Genomic DNA, 19,765 nt, shown 5'->3' on the forward strand with positions numbered 1-19,765 from the left:
AGCGCTATGTTTCTCTACACCATAACCGACGGCTGGCAGATTCGCCCGGTTACCGAATTTACTCAGGGCATCTACCCGCGCCACGAGAACGGCTGGCTGCCGGCAATCGTGCCGGCGCACTGGCAACAACTGCCCGGCCTCGAAACGCATAGCGGCAAGGTTGTCTATCGTTGCCGTTTTGCCAACCCCAATCCGCCAGACCGCCTCGCCGATGAACGGCGCTGGTTGCGGATCAACGGCGCCTTCTATTACCGGCACACCTATTTGAACGGCGTAGACCTGGGAACACACGAAGGCTATTTTGAGCCGACCGAGCGCGATGTTACCGCTCTGCTCAACCAGCAGAATACGCTGATTATCGAACTCGACTGTCCCGATGAGCATAATAAGGTCGGTAAGCGCATGATTACCGGCGTCTTCTCGCACTGGGACTGCTTCGATCCCCTGTCCAATCCTGGCGGGATCTGGCTACCGGTCGAGCTTCACCGCAGCGGGCCGGTTCGATTGCGCCAGGCGCGCCTGCGCACCGAATATTGTGACGCTCGTCTTGCCCAGTTGCGCTTCGCGCTCGATCTCGATGCGGCGCAGGCGGTGACGATCAAGAGTGAGATCATCTTTGCTCCGCTCACGTTCCAGGGTGAAACACAGGTCTTTACCGTGCAACGACGCTTGCGCGGCGGCGCGCAGACGGCGCAGGGGCTGCTGAAGCTGCGCGAACCCCGCCGCTGGTGGACGCACGATCTTGGCCGGCCCGATCTCTATCAGGTGACGGTGCGCATCTGGCTGGATGGCTTGCTGAGCGATGAGCAGTCATTTGCCTTCGGTGTGCGCATGTTCGAGCTGCGTGACTGGATTCCATATCTTAACGGCGAGCGGTTTCTGGTCAAGGGCAACAACTACCCGCCGGGTGATATGCGCATCGCGACGATGAACCGCGAACGCGCCGAGCGCGATCTGGTCCTGGCTCGCGATTGCCACATGAACATGTTACGTGTCCATGCCCACATCGATCATCCGGCATTCTACGACGCTGCCGATGCCGCCGGCATCCTGCTCTGGCAAGACTTCCCCCTTCAGTGGCTGTACCGTCCAGAGGTATTGCCCGCCGCGCGCCATCAGGCGCGGGCGATGGTGCGCCTGCTCGGCAATCATCCCAGCATTGCGGTCTGGTGTATGCACAACGAGGCGATCCATCTCGAAGATACTGCCGATGAATCGTTGCCGGCTCGCCTCCGCACGTACCAGTCAGCCTTCATCTTTAGCTGGAATCGCGACGTGATGGATGTGCAATTGAAGCAGATTGTCGCCGAAGAAGACCCCACTCGTCCGGTGGTGCGTTCGTCAGGCGAGCCAGATGTGCCCTATCTGCGTTCCGGTACCGATGCGCACGCCTACTTTGGCTGGTATCGCACCTATGGCACGCTGGCCGATGGCGAGGCGGCCCGCTTGCGTTTTCCTGGCAATCTGCGCTTCGTCACCGAGTTTGGCGCGCAAAGTTTCCCCAATCTGGAAAGCAGCCTTCGCTTTATGCCCGATCCGCTTGACGAGGCAGCGATTGCCCGCCTCGTTGCTCGCCACGGTTTGCAAGCTGATATTATGTCGGCCTGGTACCCCTGGCGACAGGCTACCAGCCTGGCCGAGGTGGTCGAGATGTCGCAGACTTACCAGGCTGAGCTAAATCGCTTCTACATCGATCGCCTGCGCTATCACAAATACCGTCCAACCGGCGGGATTATCGCGTTTTTATTTGTCGATCCGTATCCGGCAGTGTTGTGGAGCGTCATCGATTACTGGCGGGTGCCCAAGCGTTCGTACTACGCTATGCGCGACAGCTTTCGCCCGCAGTACGTCTTCACGCTGATCGAACCGCGCGAGTTTGCCATCGGCGAGGCAATCGAGCTGCCGGTTTATGCGGTCAACGATGCCCGCCAGCCACTGACCGGCGCTCAGGTCACTGTTACTTTGCTTGACCCCGAGGCAAGCGAGCTGGCGACGGTTACCCGCTACTTCGATCTGCCCGCCGACTCGCTGGCGACCGAGATCGACCGATTGCGACTCACTCCAACCCGTCCCGGTCGCTATACCATCGAATTGAGTCTGATCGGGGCTGGGCCTGAGTTCACCAACCGCTACCATCTTACTGTCGCTGCGCCAATATCAGCTCGATAACGCAATGCACAATCCCTACTGATGGTACAATACAGCGGAGACAGAAAATAATTGATCGGCAAGGTTGCAGAAACGTATGCCCATCTCGTATCGCGAGCAGGCCCCACTGACGTGTCCGCATTGCGGCGCCGATTTTAGCGCCGACATCTGGTTGATTATCGACGCCGACGAAGAACCGGAAGTTGCGGCAGCTTTGCGGCGCGAAGAAGTGAATATCGTGACCTGCCCGCACTGCGGCGCGCGTGGGCCGGCAGGCGCGCCACTGATCTACCACGATGCGCGCGCTCGACGTGTGTTGTTTGCGCCGGCTCCTGGTTCAGCCGATCACGAAATCCGCGAACAGGCGCGCGACCTGCACGCGCTGCTGGTCGGCTCAATCGACCAGGAGCAGCGCCGTCCGTACCTGGCCGATGTTGACATCGCTCAGGATGTGAGCGGAATGGCGCATCTGTTGCGCCGCATCGACACCCGTCAACGCGCATCGGCAGCGCCGCCCGCCGCGCCGCCCGCCGCGCCATCACCTGCGCCTCCTTCCCCAACCGAACGGCCACCGCTGCTGGCGGCAGTCGAAGCGCTCCTGGCGGCTGATACTGCCGCCGATCTTGAACAGGCATTGTCTGACCATCCCGAATTGCTCGATCCGGCGACCATTGCCACGCTGACCCAACTCGCTGAAGTTGCCGCTGCGCAAGGCGAGCATGAGATCGCGCAAGGATTGCGCAACGCGCGCGATCTCCTGTCCGGTATGAGTAACCGGTCTGAACCTGAACGTTTAACTGAGATCCCACCGGCAGCGCTGCAAGAGTTGTTGAGTGCCCATAGTGATGCTGAACTTGAACAGGTGATTGCCCGACATCCACTGTTGCTGCGCCCTGAGATCGATGAACTCCTGGCTATCGAGATCGAAACAGCCCTGGCCAGCGATGCCGAACAATTAGCGCAATTGCTGGAAGCGCGACGGATAGCGCTGGCCGCATTTCGCGCTGCGCCGGCAGCCGGCGCCGATCTTGAGGCAGCAATCGAAGCGCTCTTGCTTGCCGATGATGAAGAGGCTTTTGCCCAGGCGCTCGATCAGTATCCGGCATTGTTAAGCGAAGCGGCAGAGCAAGCGCTCTGGGAATTTGCCGCTGAAGCTCGCGCTGGCGGGGATGAAGAACTGGCTCGTCACGCAATCGCTTGCCGTGAACTTGTGCGCCGTGTGCGCGCCGGCCTTGAACAAGACCGTTCATAGTTGACGGGAATATTGGGTATGCTGAAACGAACTCCACTGTACAACGCGCACCTCGCAATGGGCGCGCGCATGGTCGAATTTGGCGGCTGGGAGATGCCGGTTCAATACCGTGGCATCATCGAGGAACACCACGCCGCGCGCAATCGGGCAGGCCTGTTTGACATCAGTCACATGGGTCGCTTTATGGTGCGCGGGCCACACGCTGAAGGTTTCCTCCAGCACATGGTAACGTGCAACGTTGCCGCCATCCCACTCGGACACGCTGGCTATGGCCTGCTTTGCCGACCTCACGGCGGCATTGTTGATGATGTCTTTATCTATCACCTCCCCGATGAATTTATGGTCGTGGTCAATGCCGCCAACCGCGCCAAAGATTGGGAATGGTTTCAACAACATGCGACCGGGTTTGATGTGGAGATCGAAGATCGTTCGGAACGGTGGGCTATGCTGGCGCTCCAGGGGCCGCAGGCCGAACATCTGCTGGCCGGCGCAGAGGACTCGACCACGGCTGAGATCGGCTCGCTGCCGTTTCACGGTGTGGCAATGACCACGCTCTTCGGCCAGAATGCCTTGATCGCGCGCACCGGTTATACCGGTGAAGATGGCTTCGAGATCTTCTTTGAGGCAGCGCATGCCGAACGATTCTGGTACGGTTTACTGGCGCTCGGCGACAATGCCGTGCAGGCCTGCGGCCTCGGCGCCCGTGACAGTTTGCGCTTTGAGGCCTGTCTCGCCCTGTATGGTCACGAAATTGATGAAACGATTAATCCCTACGAGGCTCGACTCGGCTGGGTCGTTAAACTCGACAAAGGTGATTTTATTGGCCGCGACGCTTTGCAGGCGATTGAACAGGCCGGCGTCAGCCGTCGGCTGGTAGGATTTGAAATGGTTGGCAAGGGCATTGCGCGCGGCGGTTATCAGGTACACCGCGTGACCGGCGAACCGGTTGGTTTTGTAACCAGTGGAATGCCTTCGCCAACCCTTGGCCGACCGCTCGGCATGGCCTATGTGCCCACCGATCTCAGCAGTGAAGGAAGTGAATTCGATGTCATGGTGCGCGAGCGTCCGGTGCGCGCGCGCGTGGTGAAGATGCCTTTCTACAAGCCGCGCTACAAGCGCTAGAGGAGTTCGATATGGCTTACAACACTCCGGCAGATTTACGCTACAGCAAAACGCACGAGTGGGTGCGCCAGGAAGGCGATGAAGTGGTGATCGGCATTACCGATTACGCTCAGCATGCCCTTGGTGATGTGGTCTACATTGAATTGCCTGCCGTCGGCTCAACCATCACTGCCGGCGAGCCGTTTGGCGTGGTCGAGTCGGTCAAAGCGAGTTCAGATCTCTATGCGCCGTTGAGTGGTGAAGTGGTCGCGGTCAATACTGACCTTGAGAGCGATCAGGCTCCGATCAATAACGATCCCTATGGCGCGGGTTGGATGCTGCGCGTGCGTCCTTCCGGCGCGAGCGAGGAACTGCTCGACGCCGCGGCCTACGCCGCGTTTGTGGCAGAAATTGAACAGTAGATATTGGTGTTCAGCATGGCCCGGCAGCGAGGAGCAGGATCGCTCCCGCCGCCGGACAGTATACAAATCTAGATGGAATCTTGCCTATGACTCACTATATTCCTGTGACCGATGCCGATCGCGCTGAAATGCTTAAGGCCATCGGGGTGGAGCGAATCGAAGATCTCTTTGTTGATGTGCCGGAAAGTCACCGCTTCCCGCCGCTCAAGCTGTCACCGCCGCTGTCTGAACCGGAATTGATGGCCGAATTGCACCGCTTGAGCGAATTGAACGCCCATGCTCGCCGATACAGCATCTTCCTTGGCGCCGGAGCGTATCATCACTTCGTGCCGGCTGCGGTTGACCAGATCTTGCGCCGGGGTGAGTATTACACGGCTTACACACCTTATCAGCCCGAAATTAGCCAGGGGACGTTGCAGGCCATTTTTGAGTATCAAAGCCTGATCTGCGCCCTGACCGGCATGGAGATTGCTAACGCTTCGCATTACGATGGCGCAACTGCCCTGGCCGAGTCGGCAATTATGGCGCTGAATGTCGCGCGCAATCGGCGCAAGATTGTGGTGGCTCGCGGCGTTAACCCGCAGTATCGGGCAGTGCTGCGCACCTATCTGCAAGGGCTTGATGTTGAGATTGTGGGTGATGAAACTCCGGACGCGTCGATTGCCGATGCTCTCAATCAGGTTGATGAGCAGACGGCGCTATTGATCGTGCAGAACCCCGACTTCCTCGGTCGTTTGCGCGATCTCCGCGGGCTGGGGGCGCAAGTGCAGGCGCGCGGCGCGCTGCTCGCCGTGCACTTTGACCCGATTGCGCTTGGTCTGTTCCAGACCCCCGCTGAAGCCGGCGCCGACATCGCTACCGGCGAGGGTCAGCCGCTCGGTTTAGGGCTGGCTTTCGGCGGTCCCTACCTTGGTATCTTCACCACCCGCCAGAAGTATGTCCACAAGATTGCCGGTCGTATCGTCGGCGTGACCAAAGATGTCGATGGCCGCATGGCATATGTCCTCACGCTGCGCGCGCGCGAACAGGATATTCGCCGCGAACGAGCAACCAGCAATATCTGCACCAATCAGGGCTTGATGGCGCTAGCGTCGGCGGTCTATCTGTCCTTGATGGGCAAGCGAGGCATGCGCACCGTGGCCGAAATTACCTACCAGCGCGCTCATTATGCTGCCCGACGGATCGCCGCGTTGCCCGGCTATCGAGTGCTCGACGATCAACCCTTCTTCCGCGAGTTCGTTGTGCAGTGCCCGCGTCCGGTCGCCGAAATCAACGCTGCGCTGCGCGCGCAGGGCATTATCGGCGGTTACGATCTCAGCGCGGATGAACCGCAGCTCGGTCACGCGATGCTGGTTGCTGTCACCGAGATGAATTCACCGGCAGAGATTGACCGCTTTGTGGCGGCGCTGGCCGCGATCTGACCCGATGGAGTGTCTGGAAAGGTTGGTTGGATCGTAGCGATGGTTGAGTCGGTCTCGCTTCCTCAGATTGAACGGATAGTTACCCGCATTCTGCCCGGAGTGCGGATCCGTGACGTGGCGCCGCTCGGCGCGCGCAGCCTGCTGGTCTCTTTGAGTGACCGGCAGATTGTGCTACGCTTGCCCGCCGGCGTCGATCGCTGGGCCGGCGAGGCGCTGCGCGCCGAAGCGCTTGCGCTGCGCGCCTTGCAAGCCGAGATCGACCTGCCATTGCCCGGCGTGGTTGGTCAGACCGACTCCGGCGGCGATGACCCGCCGGCGCTGGCGCTGAGTTATCTGTCCGGCACGCCGCTGCCTGAGGTCATCGCTGCAATCGATGCCGAGTCGCGCTTCGCCATCGGCCAGGCCCTGGCCAGAGTGATGGCGCGGGTGCATAGCTACCTGACACCTGCCTATGGCCCATTGCTCGCCGAGTCCTTGCCCACCCCCGCCGATCATGCTGCCGTTCTCGGCGCTGATGTGGCCTATCTGCGCGAGCGCGTCGCGGTTGCCGCGGCTGAAGCCCTGGCTCAGGGCCAGCTCAACGATGACCAGAGCCGGTGGTTGCAACAGCGGCTCGCCGCCTGGATCACGACGACCGGACGCCCGGCCAGCCTCGTTCACGGCGATCTCCACCCCCGCCGGCTAATTGTCCGCCGTCGCGAACGTGATTGGCGGCTGGTCGGTGTGGTTGGGTGGGGTTTTGCGCAAGCGTGGCGACCGGCCTGGGATCATGCGACACTCCATCTCAACTTTGCCGATCCCGATTATTTCGATGTGCGCGTTGGCTACGGCGCCGCTTACGATGAGACAACCGATCGCCGCTACGATCAGGTGCGCGAATTTGCCCTGCTCCCATACCGGCTCGCTCTGCTCCTCGAGCGCGAGCGGGCCGATCTGGCGCTGCGCATTGCCGCCGAGCTTGATAGCGTGCATGCGCCGCCGATTATTGCTACCCCTGATGAACCTGTGAATGGAGTATCACGCGATGAATAACGAAGAACTGCCCATTTTTACCTATTCTCAGCCGGGTAAAATCGGTGTGAATCTACCGGATGCCAGCGTCGAGACAACGCCACTGCCTGCCGATCTGCTGCGCCAGGATGACCTGGCCGGGTTGCCCGAACTGACCGAGCCAGAGGTGATACGTCACTTCACCCGCATCAGCCAGCGCAACTACTCAATCGATACCGGCTTCTACCCGCTGGGATCGTGTACGATGAAGTACAACCCCAAACTGCACGAAGAAGCGGCTCGCCTGCCCGGTTTTGCCGCCGCTCATCCGCTGCAAGACGAAGCATTGAGTCAGGGCGCTTTGCAATTAATGTACGAGTTGCAGCGCGACCTGGCCGAGATCAGCGGATTTGATGCGGTCAGTCTGCAACCGGCTGCCGGCGCGCAGGGTGAATTGACCGGTATTCTCGTCTTCCGCGCCTACCATCGCGATCGCGGCGACACGCAGCGCACCGAAGTGCTGGTACCCGACTCGGCTCATGGCACCAATCCGGCTACTGCGGCGATGGTGGGTTTGAAAGTAGTTGAACTGAAGAGCGATGCGCGCGGCAACGTCGATCTGGAAGATCTCAAGGCCAAACTCTCGCCGCGCACCGCCGGGATGATGCTCACCAACCCGAACACTCTGGGCTTGTTTGAAGAGCATATTGTCGAGATCTGCCGTCTCGTTCACGAAGCTGGCGGCCTGATGTACGGCGATGGCGCCAATTTCAATGCCATCCTCGGCATCGCCAAACCCGGCGAATTGGGCTTCGACTTCATGCACTACAACCTGCACAAGACCTTCACCACACCGCACGGCGGCGGTGGCCCCGGCTCCGGCGCAGTTGGCTGCACCGCGGCGCTGGCCCCTTACCTGCCCGGCCCGCGTGTGCGCCAACGCGAAGACGGTCGGTACGAATTCTTTACGCCGGAAAAGAGTATTGGCCGCATGAAAGCGTTCCACGGCAATTTCGGCATGCTGGTGCGAGCCTGGACATACATTCGCTCGATGGGAGCCGCCGGTTTGCGCAAAGTGAGTGAAACCGCTGTGCTCAATGCGAACTATGTTCGGGTGATGCTCAAAGACATCTACCCGCAGGCGGTTGATCGCATCTGCATGCACGAAGTGGTCTTGCGCGGCCAGATTGCCGGCGCGCCGAAAGATGTGCGCGCGCTCGACATTGCCAAACGCTTGATCGATTACGGGTTCCATCCGCCAACGATCTACTTCCCGCTCATCGTGCCAGAAGCGTTGATGATCGAACCGACCGAAACTGAAAGCAAGCAGACCCTCGACCGATTCATCGCCACGATGCGCCAGATCGCCGGCGAAGCGATCGAGACGCCCGAAGTGTTGCACGCTGCGCCAACCAAAGCGCCGGTGCGCCGCCTTGACGAAGTGCGCGCCGCTCGCCAGCCGATTTTGCGCTATGACGCTGCCGCAATAAGCCGTTTGCAGAGCGAATCCTAGCGGCTGCCAGCGCGGTGTCTCGCTTATGCGTCGCCGACACATCGATCGGCGACGCATATCTACGCATTTCCTGGCATCACTCCAGACGGCATACATGCGGCCCTGGCAGCCTTCCTCTGTCAGCAGACGGATGTTTGCCCGGCAGTGACTGCGCAAAAACCCTCTCGCCAAGACGGGAAGGGCGCAGTATAATATCTTTAGAGTGAAAAAACATCATGTTCTCTAAGCAGCATTACGAGCCAGTTTGCGATTCGGGCGAGAACTATCTCGACGAGGAATGAGATATGAGTCTCTATCGCAGCCGCCACGTTGCGGCCCGTTTTGTTCCAATCCTCTTTCGCGCCTTTGTTCGGCTCTACGTGCGACCGCGCGTCGAGGGAATCGAGCACATTCCGCGGGAAGGAGCTTTCATTATTGCCTCAAATCACGTCAGCCATGCCGACACGGCGGTTATCTATACCGTCTTGCCGCGCGAAGTGCGCGCGCGCTTCGTTGCCGCCGCCGCGCAGGACTATTTCTTTCAAGGTGGCGCGATGCAATTTCTCTCGCGGATTCTGTTTAATGCCATTCCAATCGCGCGCGACCGTCGCGGAGGCCAGGATCCGCTCCGTCACGCGGCCCGCGCCCTGCGCGAAGGCTATGCCTTGCTGCTGTTTCCCGAAGGCACGCGCAGCACAACGGGCGAGATCGGCCCCTTCCGCAGCGGGGTAGGTCGGTTGATCGCCGAGTTCCCCGGCACGCCGGTCATTCCCACGTATGTTGGCGGCACCAACCGCGTCATGCCGAAAGGAAAGGTCATTCCGCGTCCTTACAAAGTCACCGTGCGCTTCGGCGAGCCAATGTACTTGAAAGCGCATCCAAAATTGCGCGCAACCTGGCAAACTGCCGCTGACGAAGTGCGCGAAGCAGTGCTCCAGTTGAGTGGAGTGGCGCTCGCGTATAGCGCAGAAACGCCGTCAAATCAGAATGGGTAATGGCAGCGTGGCTGGATGGATCGGCGACAGCAGCGCTGCTTCTTACCGTTGCTTGCACCGGGAGAAACCAAATGGCTGCTTCCTCCGATCCATCTATGATCTTTGTCGGGTATGCACAGAAAAACCTGCAACACTTGCTGCGCTTCCTGGTCACGCTGACTATTCTGGGTGTTATCGCCTATACGCTGCTGAGTCCCATCGATCCCTCGCTCATTCCCCAACGCCTGTTGATCGTTGTACCGCTGCTAGGATTGTTGTTCTTCGACCTCTGGCTGGTGCATCAACAACGTTTGCGTTTAGCAAGTCTTCTGCTTGTTGCGGCAATATGGCTGGTCTCGATCGTTGCCGCAACGATTAGCGGCGGCGTGCGCGCGCCGGCGTTCGCTGCCATGACGATTGTGGTCGTCCTGGCCGGCATTCTACTCGGCCATCACGCGACCTGGCTGGCGACGGCGCTGTCAATCGGCACTGGCGCGCTCTTTACCCTTTTTGCTGATCACCTACCGCCGCCGCCATTGCCCCATTCTGCCCTGAGCTGGTTCATCGCTTATACCATCTACCTCAGCCTGACTGCCTATACGATCACGCAGGTTATGCATCATTTTCATCAATCATTGCAGGCAACCGATAAAGAGCTTGCCGAACGGAGACAGGTTGAGCAACAACTACGCTTCTCTGAAGAGAAATTTGCCCGCGTGTTCGACTCGGCGCCGTTTGCAATGCTGATCGCGCGCCTGAGCGATGATCTTATCGTGAATGCTAATGCTGCGTGTCGCGAGTTTTTTGAACTGAGTAGCGATCAGATCATCAAGCAGCCGGTGAACGCGCTGATCCAGTCGCAATTGCCCGCTCGATGGTCAGTGATTAAAGAAATGTTGCAGCAACAGGGCGCGATCAATGGGTTTGAGTTTAGCTTCCAGCGCCGCGATGGTTCGCTCGGCTTTGGTCAGCTTGCGGCGGAAGTGGTCGAACTGACGGAAGAACTGTGCGCGCTCGTGGCGTTGCAGGATGTAACGCCATTGCGGCGCGCCAACGAGCGTCTGGCCGAGCTGGCGGCGCGCCAGGAACAACTGGCCTCGCTGGCTCGCGAAGCGCTGGCAAATTCTCATCTGGATACGCTCTTTGCCACCGCTGTTGAACAGACAGCGCAGACCCTTCATCTGAGTGGGATTGAACTGATTGAAATGGACGAAGAGGGGCCGCGCATACGCGCAAGCTGGGGGCAGACGCCTGCTCAACCGCTTCCGGCTGAACTCTTCCGCGATGTGCCTGACGATCATCCCGGCTGGAACCGGTTACCAGCCGCTTTGGCCGACCGCATCGTTCCTCCGGCAAGGCATGGCGCTACCATGCTCATTCGCGGGAAGGATCGGTTGTTCGGCGCATTGCTGGCCTACGCGCCCGATCCGCTGGATACCGAGGCTGTGTTCTTCCTGAGCGGAGTCGCAAATGTGTTGGCCGTTGCCATTGAACGGTTTTACACTGAACAAGAGCGCCGCCAGATTGAAACCCAGATGTTGCAGGCGCAAAAACTGGAGAGTCTGGGGTTGCTGGCCGGCGGCATTGCCCACGATTTCAACAATCTGCTCACGGGTATCATGGGCCACACCAGTCTGGCCTTGCTCGATCTGCCACCACATCACGAATTGCAACCACACCTGACCGCCATCGATCAGGCAGCGCAGCGCGCCGCCGAGCTGTGCAGCCAACTGCTGGCTTACGCCGGACGCGGTCAGCGTTCGCTTGAGCCGGTCGATCTCTCGACGCTGGTGCGCGAGATGGGCAGTATCTTGCGCTTGCCGGCCAATCGGAATGGGCAGGTGACGATTGCCTTCGAGCTGGCTGCCGATCTCCCTGTGGTCGTTGTCGAAGCAACCCAAATCCGGCAGGTCGTGCTCAATTTGCTGACCAACGCTATCGAAGCAATCGGCGAGCGCAGCGGCACGGTGACTCTGCGCACTAGCGCTGTGTCATTGAGCGCTGCTGATATGCGCCGTCTGCAACTTGTGCCGGCCATCCCACCCGGTCAATATGTGACCCTCACCGTCAGTGATACCGGTGTCGGCATGGACGAAGCAACCCTGCGCCAGATCTTCGATCCCTTCTTCTCGACCAAACCCAAAGGACACGGGCTTGGTCTCGCTGCGGTGCAGGGTATCGTGCGCCGCCATCACGGCGCAATTCGGGTTGACAGTCTGCCCGGCCTTGGCTCAACCTTTACTGTCTACCTCCCGGCTGTCAAGAGTGCCACAATCGCTGGTCAACCTGCGCCTGCTCCTGGCCTGATTACACTCAGCGGCACTGCCCTGATCGTTGATGACGAAGACGCCGTGCGCACCACTGTCAGCCGCATCTTTGAGCGCGCCGGCATGGTGACCATTGAAGCGGGTGATGGTCACACGGCCCTGTCATTGCTCACCGAATCGGCGATTAACGTTGACGTAGCTCTGATCGATCTGGCAATGCCGGGGATGAATGGTATCGAACTGCACGCAGCGATCCGTCGGCGCCTGCCTCGCCTGCCCATCTTGCTCATGAGTGGCAATGCCGATCATGTAATCCTGCCATCCGATCCATTCACCGACTTCCTCGCCAAACCGTACCGTTCACGCGACTTGCTCGAAAAGGTGCGTAGCCTGATGCAACGGGCCGCAATGTCGCCGACGCAACACCGCTAGCCCCGACTACGCACTACTCACCGCCAGAGACGCGATCGGCTACGATTGCGCCGGTGTCGCAGCCAGCTTGCGCGCCAGCTCGACAAAAAACTGGAGCGATTCAGGATTGCGCAGCGAATCAGGATTGGCTGCCCGCTCAACCGGCACTCCCATCAGAATCTTCTTTACCGGCACTTCCAGCTTCTTGCCACTCAGCGTTAGCGGCACTGCCGGCACCTGGAAAATGTCATCGGGCACGTGGCGCGGCGAAAGCGCATTCCGAATTGTTTGTTTGATCCGTTGTCGTAAATTGTCATCGAGCGTCACCCCCTCGCGCAACACGACAAACAACGGCATGTACGAGCGCCCCCCTAACCCTTCCAGGTCAATGACCAGGCTGTCAAGAACTTCGGGAATGGTCTCAACCGTGCGATAAATCTCGCTGGTGCCCATTCGAATGCCCTGCCGATTGATCGTGCTATCAGAGCGACCGTAAATGACAACTCCACCCCGTTCATTGATCACGATCCAGTCACCGTGTCGCCAGATACCGGGGTACTGCTCGAAGTAACTGGCTTTGTAGCGGCTCTGATCCGGGTCATTCCAGAAATAGATCGGCATTGAAGGCATCGGCGCGGTAATGACCAGTTCACCCATCACGCCGATCACGCTGTGGCCATCGGTATCGTAAGCTTCAGCCTTGCAGCCGAGAATCCGACACTGAATTTCCCCGCTGTAAACCGGTAACAACGGGCAACCGCCGACAAAACCGCTGCACACATCAGTGCCGCCACTGTACGATACCAGCCAGACATCGCGCTTGATATGGTCATACACCCACTCAAACCCTTCCGGCGGGAGCGGCGAACCAGTCGAGCCAATCGACTTGATCGAGCTGAGATCGAACTGCGCGCCCGGCTCGATTCCGCTCTTCATCAGCGCCGTGATGTAACCGGCGCTGGTGCCGAAATAGCGCATCCTGGTCTGTTCGGCCAATCGCCACAACACACCCATATCAGGGTAGGCCGGGCTACCATCGTAGAGGATCGGGATCGCGCCTACCAGCAAGCCGCCAATCAGAAAATTCCACATCATCCAGCCGGTAGTGGTATACCAGAAGAAGGTATCGCCCGGTCGCATATCGAAATGGAGATCGAGCGATTTGATATGTTCGATCAGAATCCCACCCTGGCTATGCACAATCGGTTTGGGCAGACCAGTAGTGCCCGATGAATAGAGCACCCAGAGCGGCGAGTTGAACTCAACCGGCGTAAAGGTCAACTCTGCCGGATTCTGGATCGCCTCTTCCCAGCGCATCAGCGGGCCGCGCAGGCCGGTCGGTTGGGCCATCGGATCGAGATAGGGAATAAAGATGGTTCGTTCCAGCGTCGGCAACGCCGCCTGGATCGTCGCTACCTCGGCGCGCCGATCAAACGGCTCACCACCGTACTGATACCCATCAACCGCCAGCAACACCTTCGGCGCGATCTGGCTGAAGCGATCGATCACGCTCGGGCTACCGAAATCGGGCGAACAGCTTGACCAGATCGCCCCCAGACTGGCTGTAGCCAGACATCCGATCAGCGCGTGTGGCGTATTGGGCACATAGGCAACCACCCGATCACCCGGCCCCACCCCGGCCTGACGCAGCGTCTGCGCCAGCGCCGCCGTCTGCGCCTGCAACTCGGCCCAGCTCAGCGGGGTTGGCGCCTGTCGCTCGGAAGCGACAATCACCGCCGGACGGTCAGGGGTAGCGTGACGAAAGGCGTGCTCGGCGTAATTGAGCTGCGCGCCGGTAAACCAGCGCGCCCCCGGCATCTCACGGCTCGAAAGCACCGTAGTGTACGGCGTGTAAGCCTTGATCTGATAATACTCCCACAACGCAGCCCAAAACGCTTCCAGTTCATCAACCGACCAGCGGTAGAGGCTATCGTAATCGTCAAAGCGCAGTCCATGCCGTTGCTCAAGCCAGCGCATAAAGGCGCGCATCGTGCAATGCTCGCGCAATTCCGCCGGCGGCTCCCACAACAAACGCGGCGCAGTGGTCATCATCGGCCTCCATCTGGCAGCTCAACGCCATATAAACTCATCTGAGCGGCAGTATCTTTATCATACCAGAAGGATGGCCTCCGGTTGCAGGCCAGGCAGGAAGGATGGGGAGGATCAGGCGGCAGGCGTAGCGCCAGTCGACTCGCTCAGGGGTAGCGCACGTAATCGACCAGCGCCACCACATCCGGGTCAGGGGGCGGCGTGCTCCGGCTGACCAGCCACGTGACCAGAAAATTAACCGGCAAGCCAAAAATGCCTGCAGCCGAGCTGGAAATACCGAACAGCGCCCATTCCGGCCTGATGTACGTCAAGGTCATGTAAGCGGCAGTGATCAAAAAACCGCTGACCATGCCGGCAACCGCGCCCTGGCTATTGGCGCGCCGCCAGAAGATGCCCATCACCAGCGCCGGAAAGATGGTTGCCGCCGCGAATGAAAAAGCCCATGCCACCAACTGCACGATGATCGCCAGCCGTTGCAAAGCCGTCAAGGCGGCTAAGATAGCCACGACCAGAATTGCCACTCGCCCCAACAACAACCGTTCGCGCGAGCTGGCTCGCGGATTGAGCGCGCGATGGTAAATATCGTGGACCACTGCCGAAGCGATCACCATCAGCAAACCATCGGCAGTGCTCAGCGCAGCCGCCATGCCCCCGGCGGCGACCAGGGCCACAACGGTGGCCGGCAGTTCGGCAATCTCCGGGGTGGCCAGCACGACCAGATCCTGATCGATCTGCAGCTCGTTGTACTGCAAGATGCCGTCGCCATTCCCCCCCATATCAATTTCATCAGCAATCGTCAGCAAACCAGTATTGGCCCAACGATGGATCCAATCGGGCAAGTCTGCCACCGACTGCCCCACCACCGAACTCAAAATCTCCCAGCGCGAAAAGGCGGCGTAGGCTGGCGCAGTCAGATAGAGCACACAGATCCAGACTAGCGCCCACGCCACGCTGCTGCGACTGTCGCGCACCGTCGGCACGGTGTAGAAGCGCACCAGGATGTGCGGCATCCCGGCAGTGCCCAGCATGAGACAAAGTGACAAGGCCAGATAATTCCAAATCGACCAGTCGTTGAACGGCGCGACGTAACTTTGCAACCCCTGCGCCTGCTCCAGTTGCTCGATATTGCTCAGCGCCGCGCCATACATGACTTGCGGTAGCGCAACGCCGGTTAGCTTATAGGCCAGCCACGTCACCGGCACAAGGTAGGCGAAGACGAGAATGATCCCCTGCACGCCTTGCGTCCACGTGATGGCCCGCATACCACCGAGGTATGAACAGAGCAGCACTGCCGCCAGACCCACGATCACGCCGACCATGTAATTAAGACCGAGGAAACGGCTCATAATGATGCCGATGCCGGTGACCTGAGCGGTGACGTAAGTAAAGCTGATGACAATGCTAAACACTGCGGCAATCACCCGCGCCCCGGCGCCCGGATAGCGCGCGCCGATAAAGTCAACCAGGGTATACTGGCCGAATTTGCGCAAATATGGCGCCAGCAACAAGACCAGCAGCACATAGCCACCCGTCCAGCCGGTGATATACGCCAGACCTTCAAAGCCGAGCAGGTAAAGCGCGCCGGCCATGCTGATAAACGACGCTGCGCTCATCCAGTCCGAACCAGTGGCGAGGCCATTGAGAATTCCCGGCACCTTGCGGTCGGCGACATAGTAAGAGTCGAGCGTATCGGCTCGCGAGCGAATGCCGATCACTGCGTAGAGACCTATTGCCAGGGCCAGAAAACTCCAATCGATGACGCCAGCAGGCAAACCAAACTGCGTTTCCAGCGCGATAAACAATAGCGTCAGCAGCAACAGACCGACCGCAAACGCCAGATAGCGCCTCAAATAGCGCCGGCGCGCAAGCTGCTCTTCGGTCGTCTCAGCCGGATCAATCCCGTAACGCCGGTCGAGCAACCGCATGCGCCAACTGTAGGCGAAGGTCAAGACGACGAAGCAGATCAGCGTGCCCTGCGCGCCCATGTAGTAACCCAACGGGAAACCGGTCAATACGCTAATCTGATTGAGCGGCGCGGCCAGCGCGACTGGCAACACAAAACTCAATAACCAGATCACCAGGAGCGGGCCGACCAGACGCAGGTTTTCCTGCCAGTAGCGCGGCAACCAGGCCGGCGCTGCCGGCCAGCGCAGAGGTGGCGGCGTGGCCGTGGTGGCCCTTGGCGCCGACACTGCCCTTGTGCGGAGCGTTTCGGCGCTGCCCTGTACCTGGCGCATCGGTGGAAACAGGCGGTCGATGATAAACAGCGACACCGCCAGCGCGCCGCCGACTACGAGAAAAAGTTGAAAGAGACCGATCCAGAGATTGGCGCTCATACCGCTTCCACTGCCGCCGTATCGACGCGCACTTCGGCCATGCGTGGCGCCAGCGGCAAGGTAAAGATAAACCGCGCGCCTTTGCCGATCCCGTCGCTCTCGGCCCAGATTTCGCCACCCTGCGCGTAAATTAAGTGGCGCGCAATTGCCAGCCCAATCCCGCTCCCGCCACTATTGCGCGCGCGCGACTTGTCAACCCGGTAGAACCGCTCAAACAGGTGCGGGAGATGCTCGGCAGCGATCCCGATACCGCTATCGATCACTTCCACCCGCGCCTCATGATCGTCGGCGCGCGCCCGCACCGTCACCGTCCCGCCTGACGGCGTATAGCGGTAGGCATTGGCTAAAATGTTTATCAACACCTGCGCAACCCGATCCGGATCGGCCCAGACCTGGGGCAACTGCTCGGGCGCATCGAGGCAAAGATTGACGTGGTTGCTGCTAAACAGCGGCTCAAACTGCGCAATCTGCGCTTCGAGCACCGGGCGCAGATCGATGGCGCGCGCAATCACCGGCAACTGACCGGCCTCGACTCGCGACAATAGCTCAAGGTCTTCAATCAGGCGCTGCAAGCGACGGGTTTCGCGCAAAATCAGGTTGAAGGTAGCGGGATTGGCCGAAACCACCCCATCAACCAACCCCTCCATATAGCCGCCGATTGTCGCCAGCGGCGTGCGCAGTTCGTGAGTGACATCGGCCAGCAACGCCAGACGTCGCCGCTCAGTCTGATCGAGCGCATCGGCCAGTTGATTAACGCTTTGCGCCAGTTGGGCAATCTCATCATCGGCGCTAATCGCCGTCCGTTCACGGTAAAATCCCTGCGCCAGCCGGCGGCTCACCTGCGAGAGGGTCTGAATCGGCTCGACAATCCGCCGCGACACAAACAGGCTGACGACCACTGCCGCCGCCAGCGCAGCAAAACCGCTGATCAAGAGCGATTGCTGGATCACCGACTGAAACTGTTCTTGCAGCTCAGCCGCCTCGCCGGCCACGCCTGCGCTCAGTTGACCGGTTTCCGCCGCCGCCGACCCCAGCGTCAGCGGCGCAAAGGTCGTCAACCCGAGGCTGGTCAACACCTGAGCGGCAGCCAGCAACACCACATACGCCATCAACACGATAATCAGGTGCGAGATGAACAGCTTCCAGCGAAGTTGATGCAACCACTTCATCATCGCGCGCCGCCGACAAACTTATAGCCTACGCCGCGCACCGTCTGCACCAACGGCGTTCCGTGCTGATCGTCATCCAGCTTTCGGCGCAACGTGCCGATATGCACGTCAACCACCCGGTCGATCCCGGCAAAATCCGGCCCCCAGACCCGTTGCAGCAACTCTTCGCGAGTAAACACCCGCCCCGGATAACTGGCCAGCGCGTACAGCAGATCGAACTCGCGCGGCGTCAGATCGATCCGCGCGCCGTTCCGCTCCACTTCGCGTCGTTCCGGATCGATCAGCAAACCATCAAACTGCAAAACCGGACGCTGGTGCGTTTCCGTCGCGCGCAACGCCCGATTGCGCCGCAAAATGGCCTTGACGCGCGCCACCAGCTCGCGCGGGCTAAACGGCTTGGTCAGATAATCATCGGCTCCCACCGACAAACCGATCAGCTTATCGATCTCATCGGCGCGCGCCGTGAGCATCAGCACAAACACCGCCGTTTCACGATGCAACTGCCGACAGACCTCGATCCCATCAAGGCCGGGCAGCATGACATCGAGCACCACCAGATCAGGCTTCACGCTACGCGCCAGCGCCAGCGCGCCTGGGCCATCAAACGCGCGATGGACGACGAAACCCTCATTGGTCAGATAGCTACTTACCAGATCGACGATTGGCTGTTCGTCATCGACTACCAGAATCGTAGCTGCTTCCATTGCAGCGCCCCCTGCTTCCTCCAATGGCGGCAGTGAGAGTGTCGCTTAGATGCCGGCAACGCATCCTGCGCCAAAGCATCCCTTCCCCAAACGGGAAGCGGGTTAACCAAACACCAGGTAGCGCAATGTTTGCAAACCAGACCCAAACCGGGGAAAAAGCAACTCAATAGCTGTTCACCCTGCCAGATAACGCGACCCACGTCAGGCATGACGCCCATGGCCGACGCAACGACAATCAGGATGAAACAATTCCCATTCGTGCTGTGAAGTATACCACAACTCGCGCCGCGCGCGGATCAGTCAGCGCCTTCGGCCATCGCCAGCAATCACGCCCACTGCGCTGCCGTCACCGGAACCACCGACAGCCGCCCCTGCCGCGCCAGCGCGCAATCGGCAAACAACGGCTCCGCCTTGATTGCCGCCAGCCGCACCGGGCGCGCCAGCGGATGCACCGGCGCTACCTCCACCACCACCAGGCGCGGATCGGCCTTGTTCGGGTCGGGATACGGATCGCTCACCACCTGCGCCAGGCCGACCGCCTGCCGTTCATTGCCGGTGTGATAAATCAGCGCCAGGTCGCCGGCCCGCATCGCGCGCAAATGCGCCAGCGCCACCGCATTTTCCACCCCATCCCACACCGTCCGCCCCTCGCGCATCAGATCGGCAAAGGCATAGACGGTTGGTTCCGTCTTCAGCACCCAGTAATTCGGCATCGCGCAACCTCAGATGTCAGGCTTATCCGGCGCGCGAGCGCGCGCAATCAGGGCATCCGTCTGCGCAACCTGTGACACCAACCCCCGTTCGGCAAACAGCGCTCGCGCTCGCTCGAGATAGGGCAACGCCTCAGCGTTGCGCCCGCGCTGCAGCAGGGCATTGCCATAGTTGCCGAGATCGACGCCTTCGTGGTACACATCACTCATTGCCCGCCGCAGCGCCAGCGCCTGCTCGAGCAGCCGTTGTGATGCATCAGGGTCATTATCGATATGCAGCCGGCTGAGCGCGGCCAGCACATGCGCTTCGCCCAGCCGG

At 60.1% G+C, this 19,765-nt stretch carries 14 protein-coding genes and 1 pseudogene; 9 read left to right on the forward strand and 6 right to left on the reverse strand.

Annotated elements, in window-relative coordinates:
- Positions 1-6: 6 nt before the first annotated feature.
- The 9 genes from Q0650_RS02355 (at position 7) to Q0650_RS02395 (ending at position 12,499) form a co-directional block, all read left to right on the forward strand.
- Positions 7-2,169 carry a glycoside hydrolase family 2 TIM barrel-domain containing protein gene (locus Q0650_RS02355; protein WP_298815511.1) on the forward strand — a complete coding sequence of 721 codons (2,163 nt, stop codon included), beginning with the start codon at positions 7-9 and terminating at the stop codon, positions 2,167-2,169.
- 76 nt (positions 2,170-2,245) lie between these two features.
- Positions 2,246-3,400, forward strand: a complete 1,155-nt coding sequence (locus tag Q0650_RS02360) for a CpXC domain-containing protein (RefSeq protein ID WP_298815513.1) — start codon at positions 2,246-2,248, stop codon at positions 3,398-3,400.
- An 18-nt stretch (positions 3,401-3,418) separates the two neighbouring features.
- A complete protein-coding gene (gcvT, locus tag Q0650_RS02365; RefSeq protein WP_298815515.1) occupies positions 3,419-4,522 on the forward strand; it encodes a glycine cleavage system aminomethyltransferase GcvT in 1,104 nt (367 codons plus the stop codon).
- A gap of 11 nt (positions 4,523-4,533) precedes the next feature.
- Entirely contained in the window at positions 4,534-4,923 is a 390-nt protein-coding gene (gcvH, locus tag Q0650_RS02370; protein WP_298815516.1) for a glycine cleavage system protein GcvH, read from the forward strand.
- 86 nt (positions 4,924-5,009) lie between these two features.
- Positions 5,010-6,344 (forward strand): aminomethyl-transferring glycine dehydrogenase subunit GcvPA, encoded by a 1,335-nt coding sequence (gcvPA, locus tag Q0650_RS02375; RefSeq protein ID WP_298815519.1) that lies wholly within the window; start codon positions 5,010-5,012, stop codon positions 6,342-6,344.
- A gap of 39 nt (positions 6,345-6,383) precedes the next feature.
- Positions 6,384-7,376, forward strand: a complete 993-nt coding sequence (locus Q0650_RS02380) for a phosphotransferase family protein (protein ID WP_298815521.1) — start codon at positions 6,384-6,386, stop codon at positions 7,374-7,376.
- Positions 7,369-8,847: an aminomethyl-transferring glycine dehydrogenase subunit GcvPB gene (gcvPB, locus tag Q0650_RS02385; RefSeq protein WP_298815525.1), complete on the forward strand. Its 1,479-nt coding sequence runs from the start codon at positions 7,369-7,371 to the stop codon at positions 8,845-8,847. Before Q0650_RS02380 ends, gcvPB begins: the two co-directional genes overlap by 8 nt.
- 284 nt (positions 8,848-9,131) lie before the next feature.
- Entirely contained in the window at positions 9,132-9,821 is a 690-nt protein-coding gene (locus Q0650_RS02390) for a lysophospholipid acyltransferase family protein (RefSeq protein ID WP_298815527.1), read from the forward strand.
- Positions 9,822-9,892: 71 nt separating this feature from the next.
- On the forward strand, positions 9,893-12,499 hold the full coding sequence (locus Q0650_RS02395; RefSeq protein ID WP_298815529.1) for an ATP-binding protein: 2,607 nt from the start codon (positions 9,893-9,895) through the stop codon (positions 12,497-12,499).
- 39 nt (positions 12,500-12,538) lie between these two features.
- Here Q0650_RS02395 and Q0650_RS02400 read toward each other — a convergent pair whose 3' ends face one another.
- The 6 genes and pseudogenes from Q0650_RS02400 to Q0650_RS02425 form a co-directional block, all read right to left on the reverse strand.
- On the reverse strand, positions 12,539-14,527 hold the full coding sequence (locus Q0650_RS02400; protein WP_367280787.1) for an acetoacetate--CoA ligase: 1,989 nt from the start codon (positions 14,525-14,527) through the stop codon (positions 12,539-12,541).
- 146 nt (positions 14,528-14,673) lie between these two features.
- Entirely contained in the window at positions 14,674-16,863 is a 2,190-nt protein-coding gene (locus Q0650_RS02405; protein ID WP_298815533.1) for a VC_2705 family sodium/solute symporter, read from the reverse strand.
- The gene (locus tag Q0650_RS02410) at positions 16,860-18,035 is read right to left on the reverse strand and encodes a cell wall metabolism sensor histidine kinase WalK (protein WP_298815535.1); all 1,176 of its coding nucleotides are present in this window, start codon (positions 18,033-18,035) and stop codon (positions 16,860-16,862) included. Before Q0650_RS02410 ends, Q0650_RS02405 begins: the two co-directional genes overlap by 4 nt.
- Complete coding sequence (locus Q0650_RS02415) at positions 18,032-18,736, reverse strand: response regulator transcription factor (RefSeq protein WP_298815536.1); 705 nt, start codon at positions 18,734-18,736, stop codon at positions 18,032-18,034. The genes Q0650_RS02410 and Q0650_RS02415 overlap by 4 nt, the downstream gene beginning before the upstream one ends.
- Positions 18,737-19,062: 326 nt before the next feature.
- Positions 19,063-19,449: an EVE domain-containing protein gene (locus tag Q0650_RS02420; RefSeq protein WP_298815537.1), complete on the reverse strand. Its 387-nt coding sequence runs from the start codon at positions 19,447-19,449 to the stop codon at positions 19,063-19,065.
- A gap of 9 nt (positions 19,450-19,458) precedes the next feature.
- A pseudogene (locus tag Q0650_RS02425) lies at positions 19,459-19,765 on the reverse strand (tetratricopeptide repeat protein); the annotation flags it as partial.

The sequence above is a fragment of the uncultured Chloroflexus sp. genome (assembly GCF_937129525.1).
Taxonomy (GTDB): domain Bacteria; phylum Chloroflexota; class Chloroflexia; order Chloroflexales; family Chloroflexaceae; genus Chloroflexus.

Coding starts and splice junctions, on each gene's coding strand:
- gcvT (WP_298815515.1), top strand. CDS start 3,419: ATGCTGAAACGAACTCCACTGTACAACGCGCACCTCGCAATGGGCGCG.
- Q0650_RS02355 (WP_298815511.1), top strand. CDS start 7: ATGTTTCTCTACACCATAACCGACGGCTGGCAGATTCGCCCGGTTACC.
- Q0650_RS02360 (WP_298815513.1), top strand. CDS start 2,246: ATGCCCATCTCGTATCGCGAGCAGGCCCCACTGACGTGTCCGCATTGC.
- Q0650_RS02405 (WP_298815533.1), bottom strand. CDS start 16,863: ATGAGCGCCAATCTCTGGATCGGTCTCTTTCAACTTTTTCTCGTAGTC.
- gcvPB (WP_298815525.1), top strand. CDS start 7,369: ATGAATAACGAAGAACTGCCCATTTTTACCTATTCTCAGCCGGGTAAA.
- Q0650_RS02415 (WP_298815536.1), bottom strand. CDS start 18,736: ATGGAAGCAGCTACGATTCTGGTAGTCGATGACGAACAGCCAATCGTC.
- Q0650_RS02380 (WP_298815521.1), top strand. CDS start 6,384: ATGGTTGAGTCGGTCTCGCTTCCTCAGATTGAACGGATAGTTACCCGC.
- Q0650_RS02410 (WP_298815535.1), bottom strand. CDS start 18,035: ATGATGAAGTGGTTGCATCAACTTCGCTGGAAGCTGTTCATCTCGCAC.
- gcvH (WP_298815516.1), top strand. CDS start 4,534: ATGGCTTACAACACTCCGGCAGATTTACGCTACAGCAAAACGCACGAG.
- Q0650_RS02395 (WP_298815529.1), top strand. CDS start 9,893: ATGGCTGCTTCCTCCGATCCATCTATGATCTTTGTCGGGTATGCACAG.
- Q0650_RS02390 (WP_298815527.1), top strand. CDS start 9,132: ATGAGTCTCTATCGCAGCCGCCACGTTGCGGCCCGTTTTGTTCCAATC.
- gcvPA (WP_298815519.1), top strand. CDS start 5,010: ATGACTCACTATATTCCTGTGACCGATGCCGATCGCGCTGAAATGCTT.
- Q0650_RS02400 (WP_367280787.1), bottom strand. CDS start 14,527: ATGACCACTGCGCCGCGTTTGTTGTGGGAGCCGCCGGCGGAATTGCGC.
- Q0650_RS02420 (WP_298815537.1), bottom strand. CDS start 19,449: ATGCCGAATTACTGGGTGCTGAAGACGGAACCAACCGTCTATGCCTTT.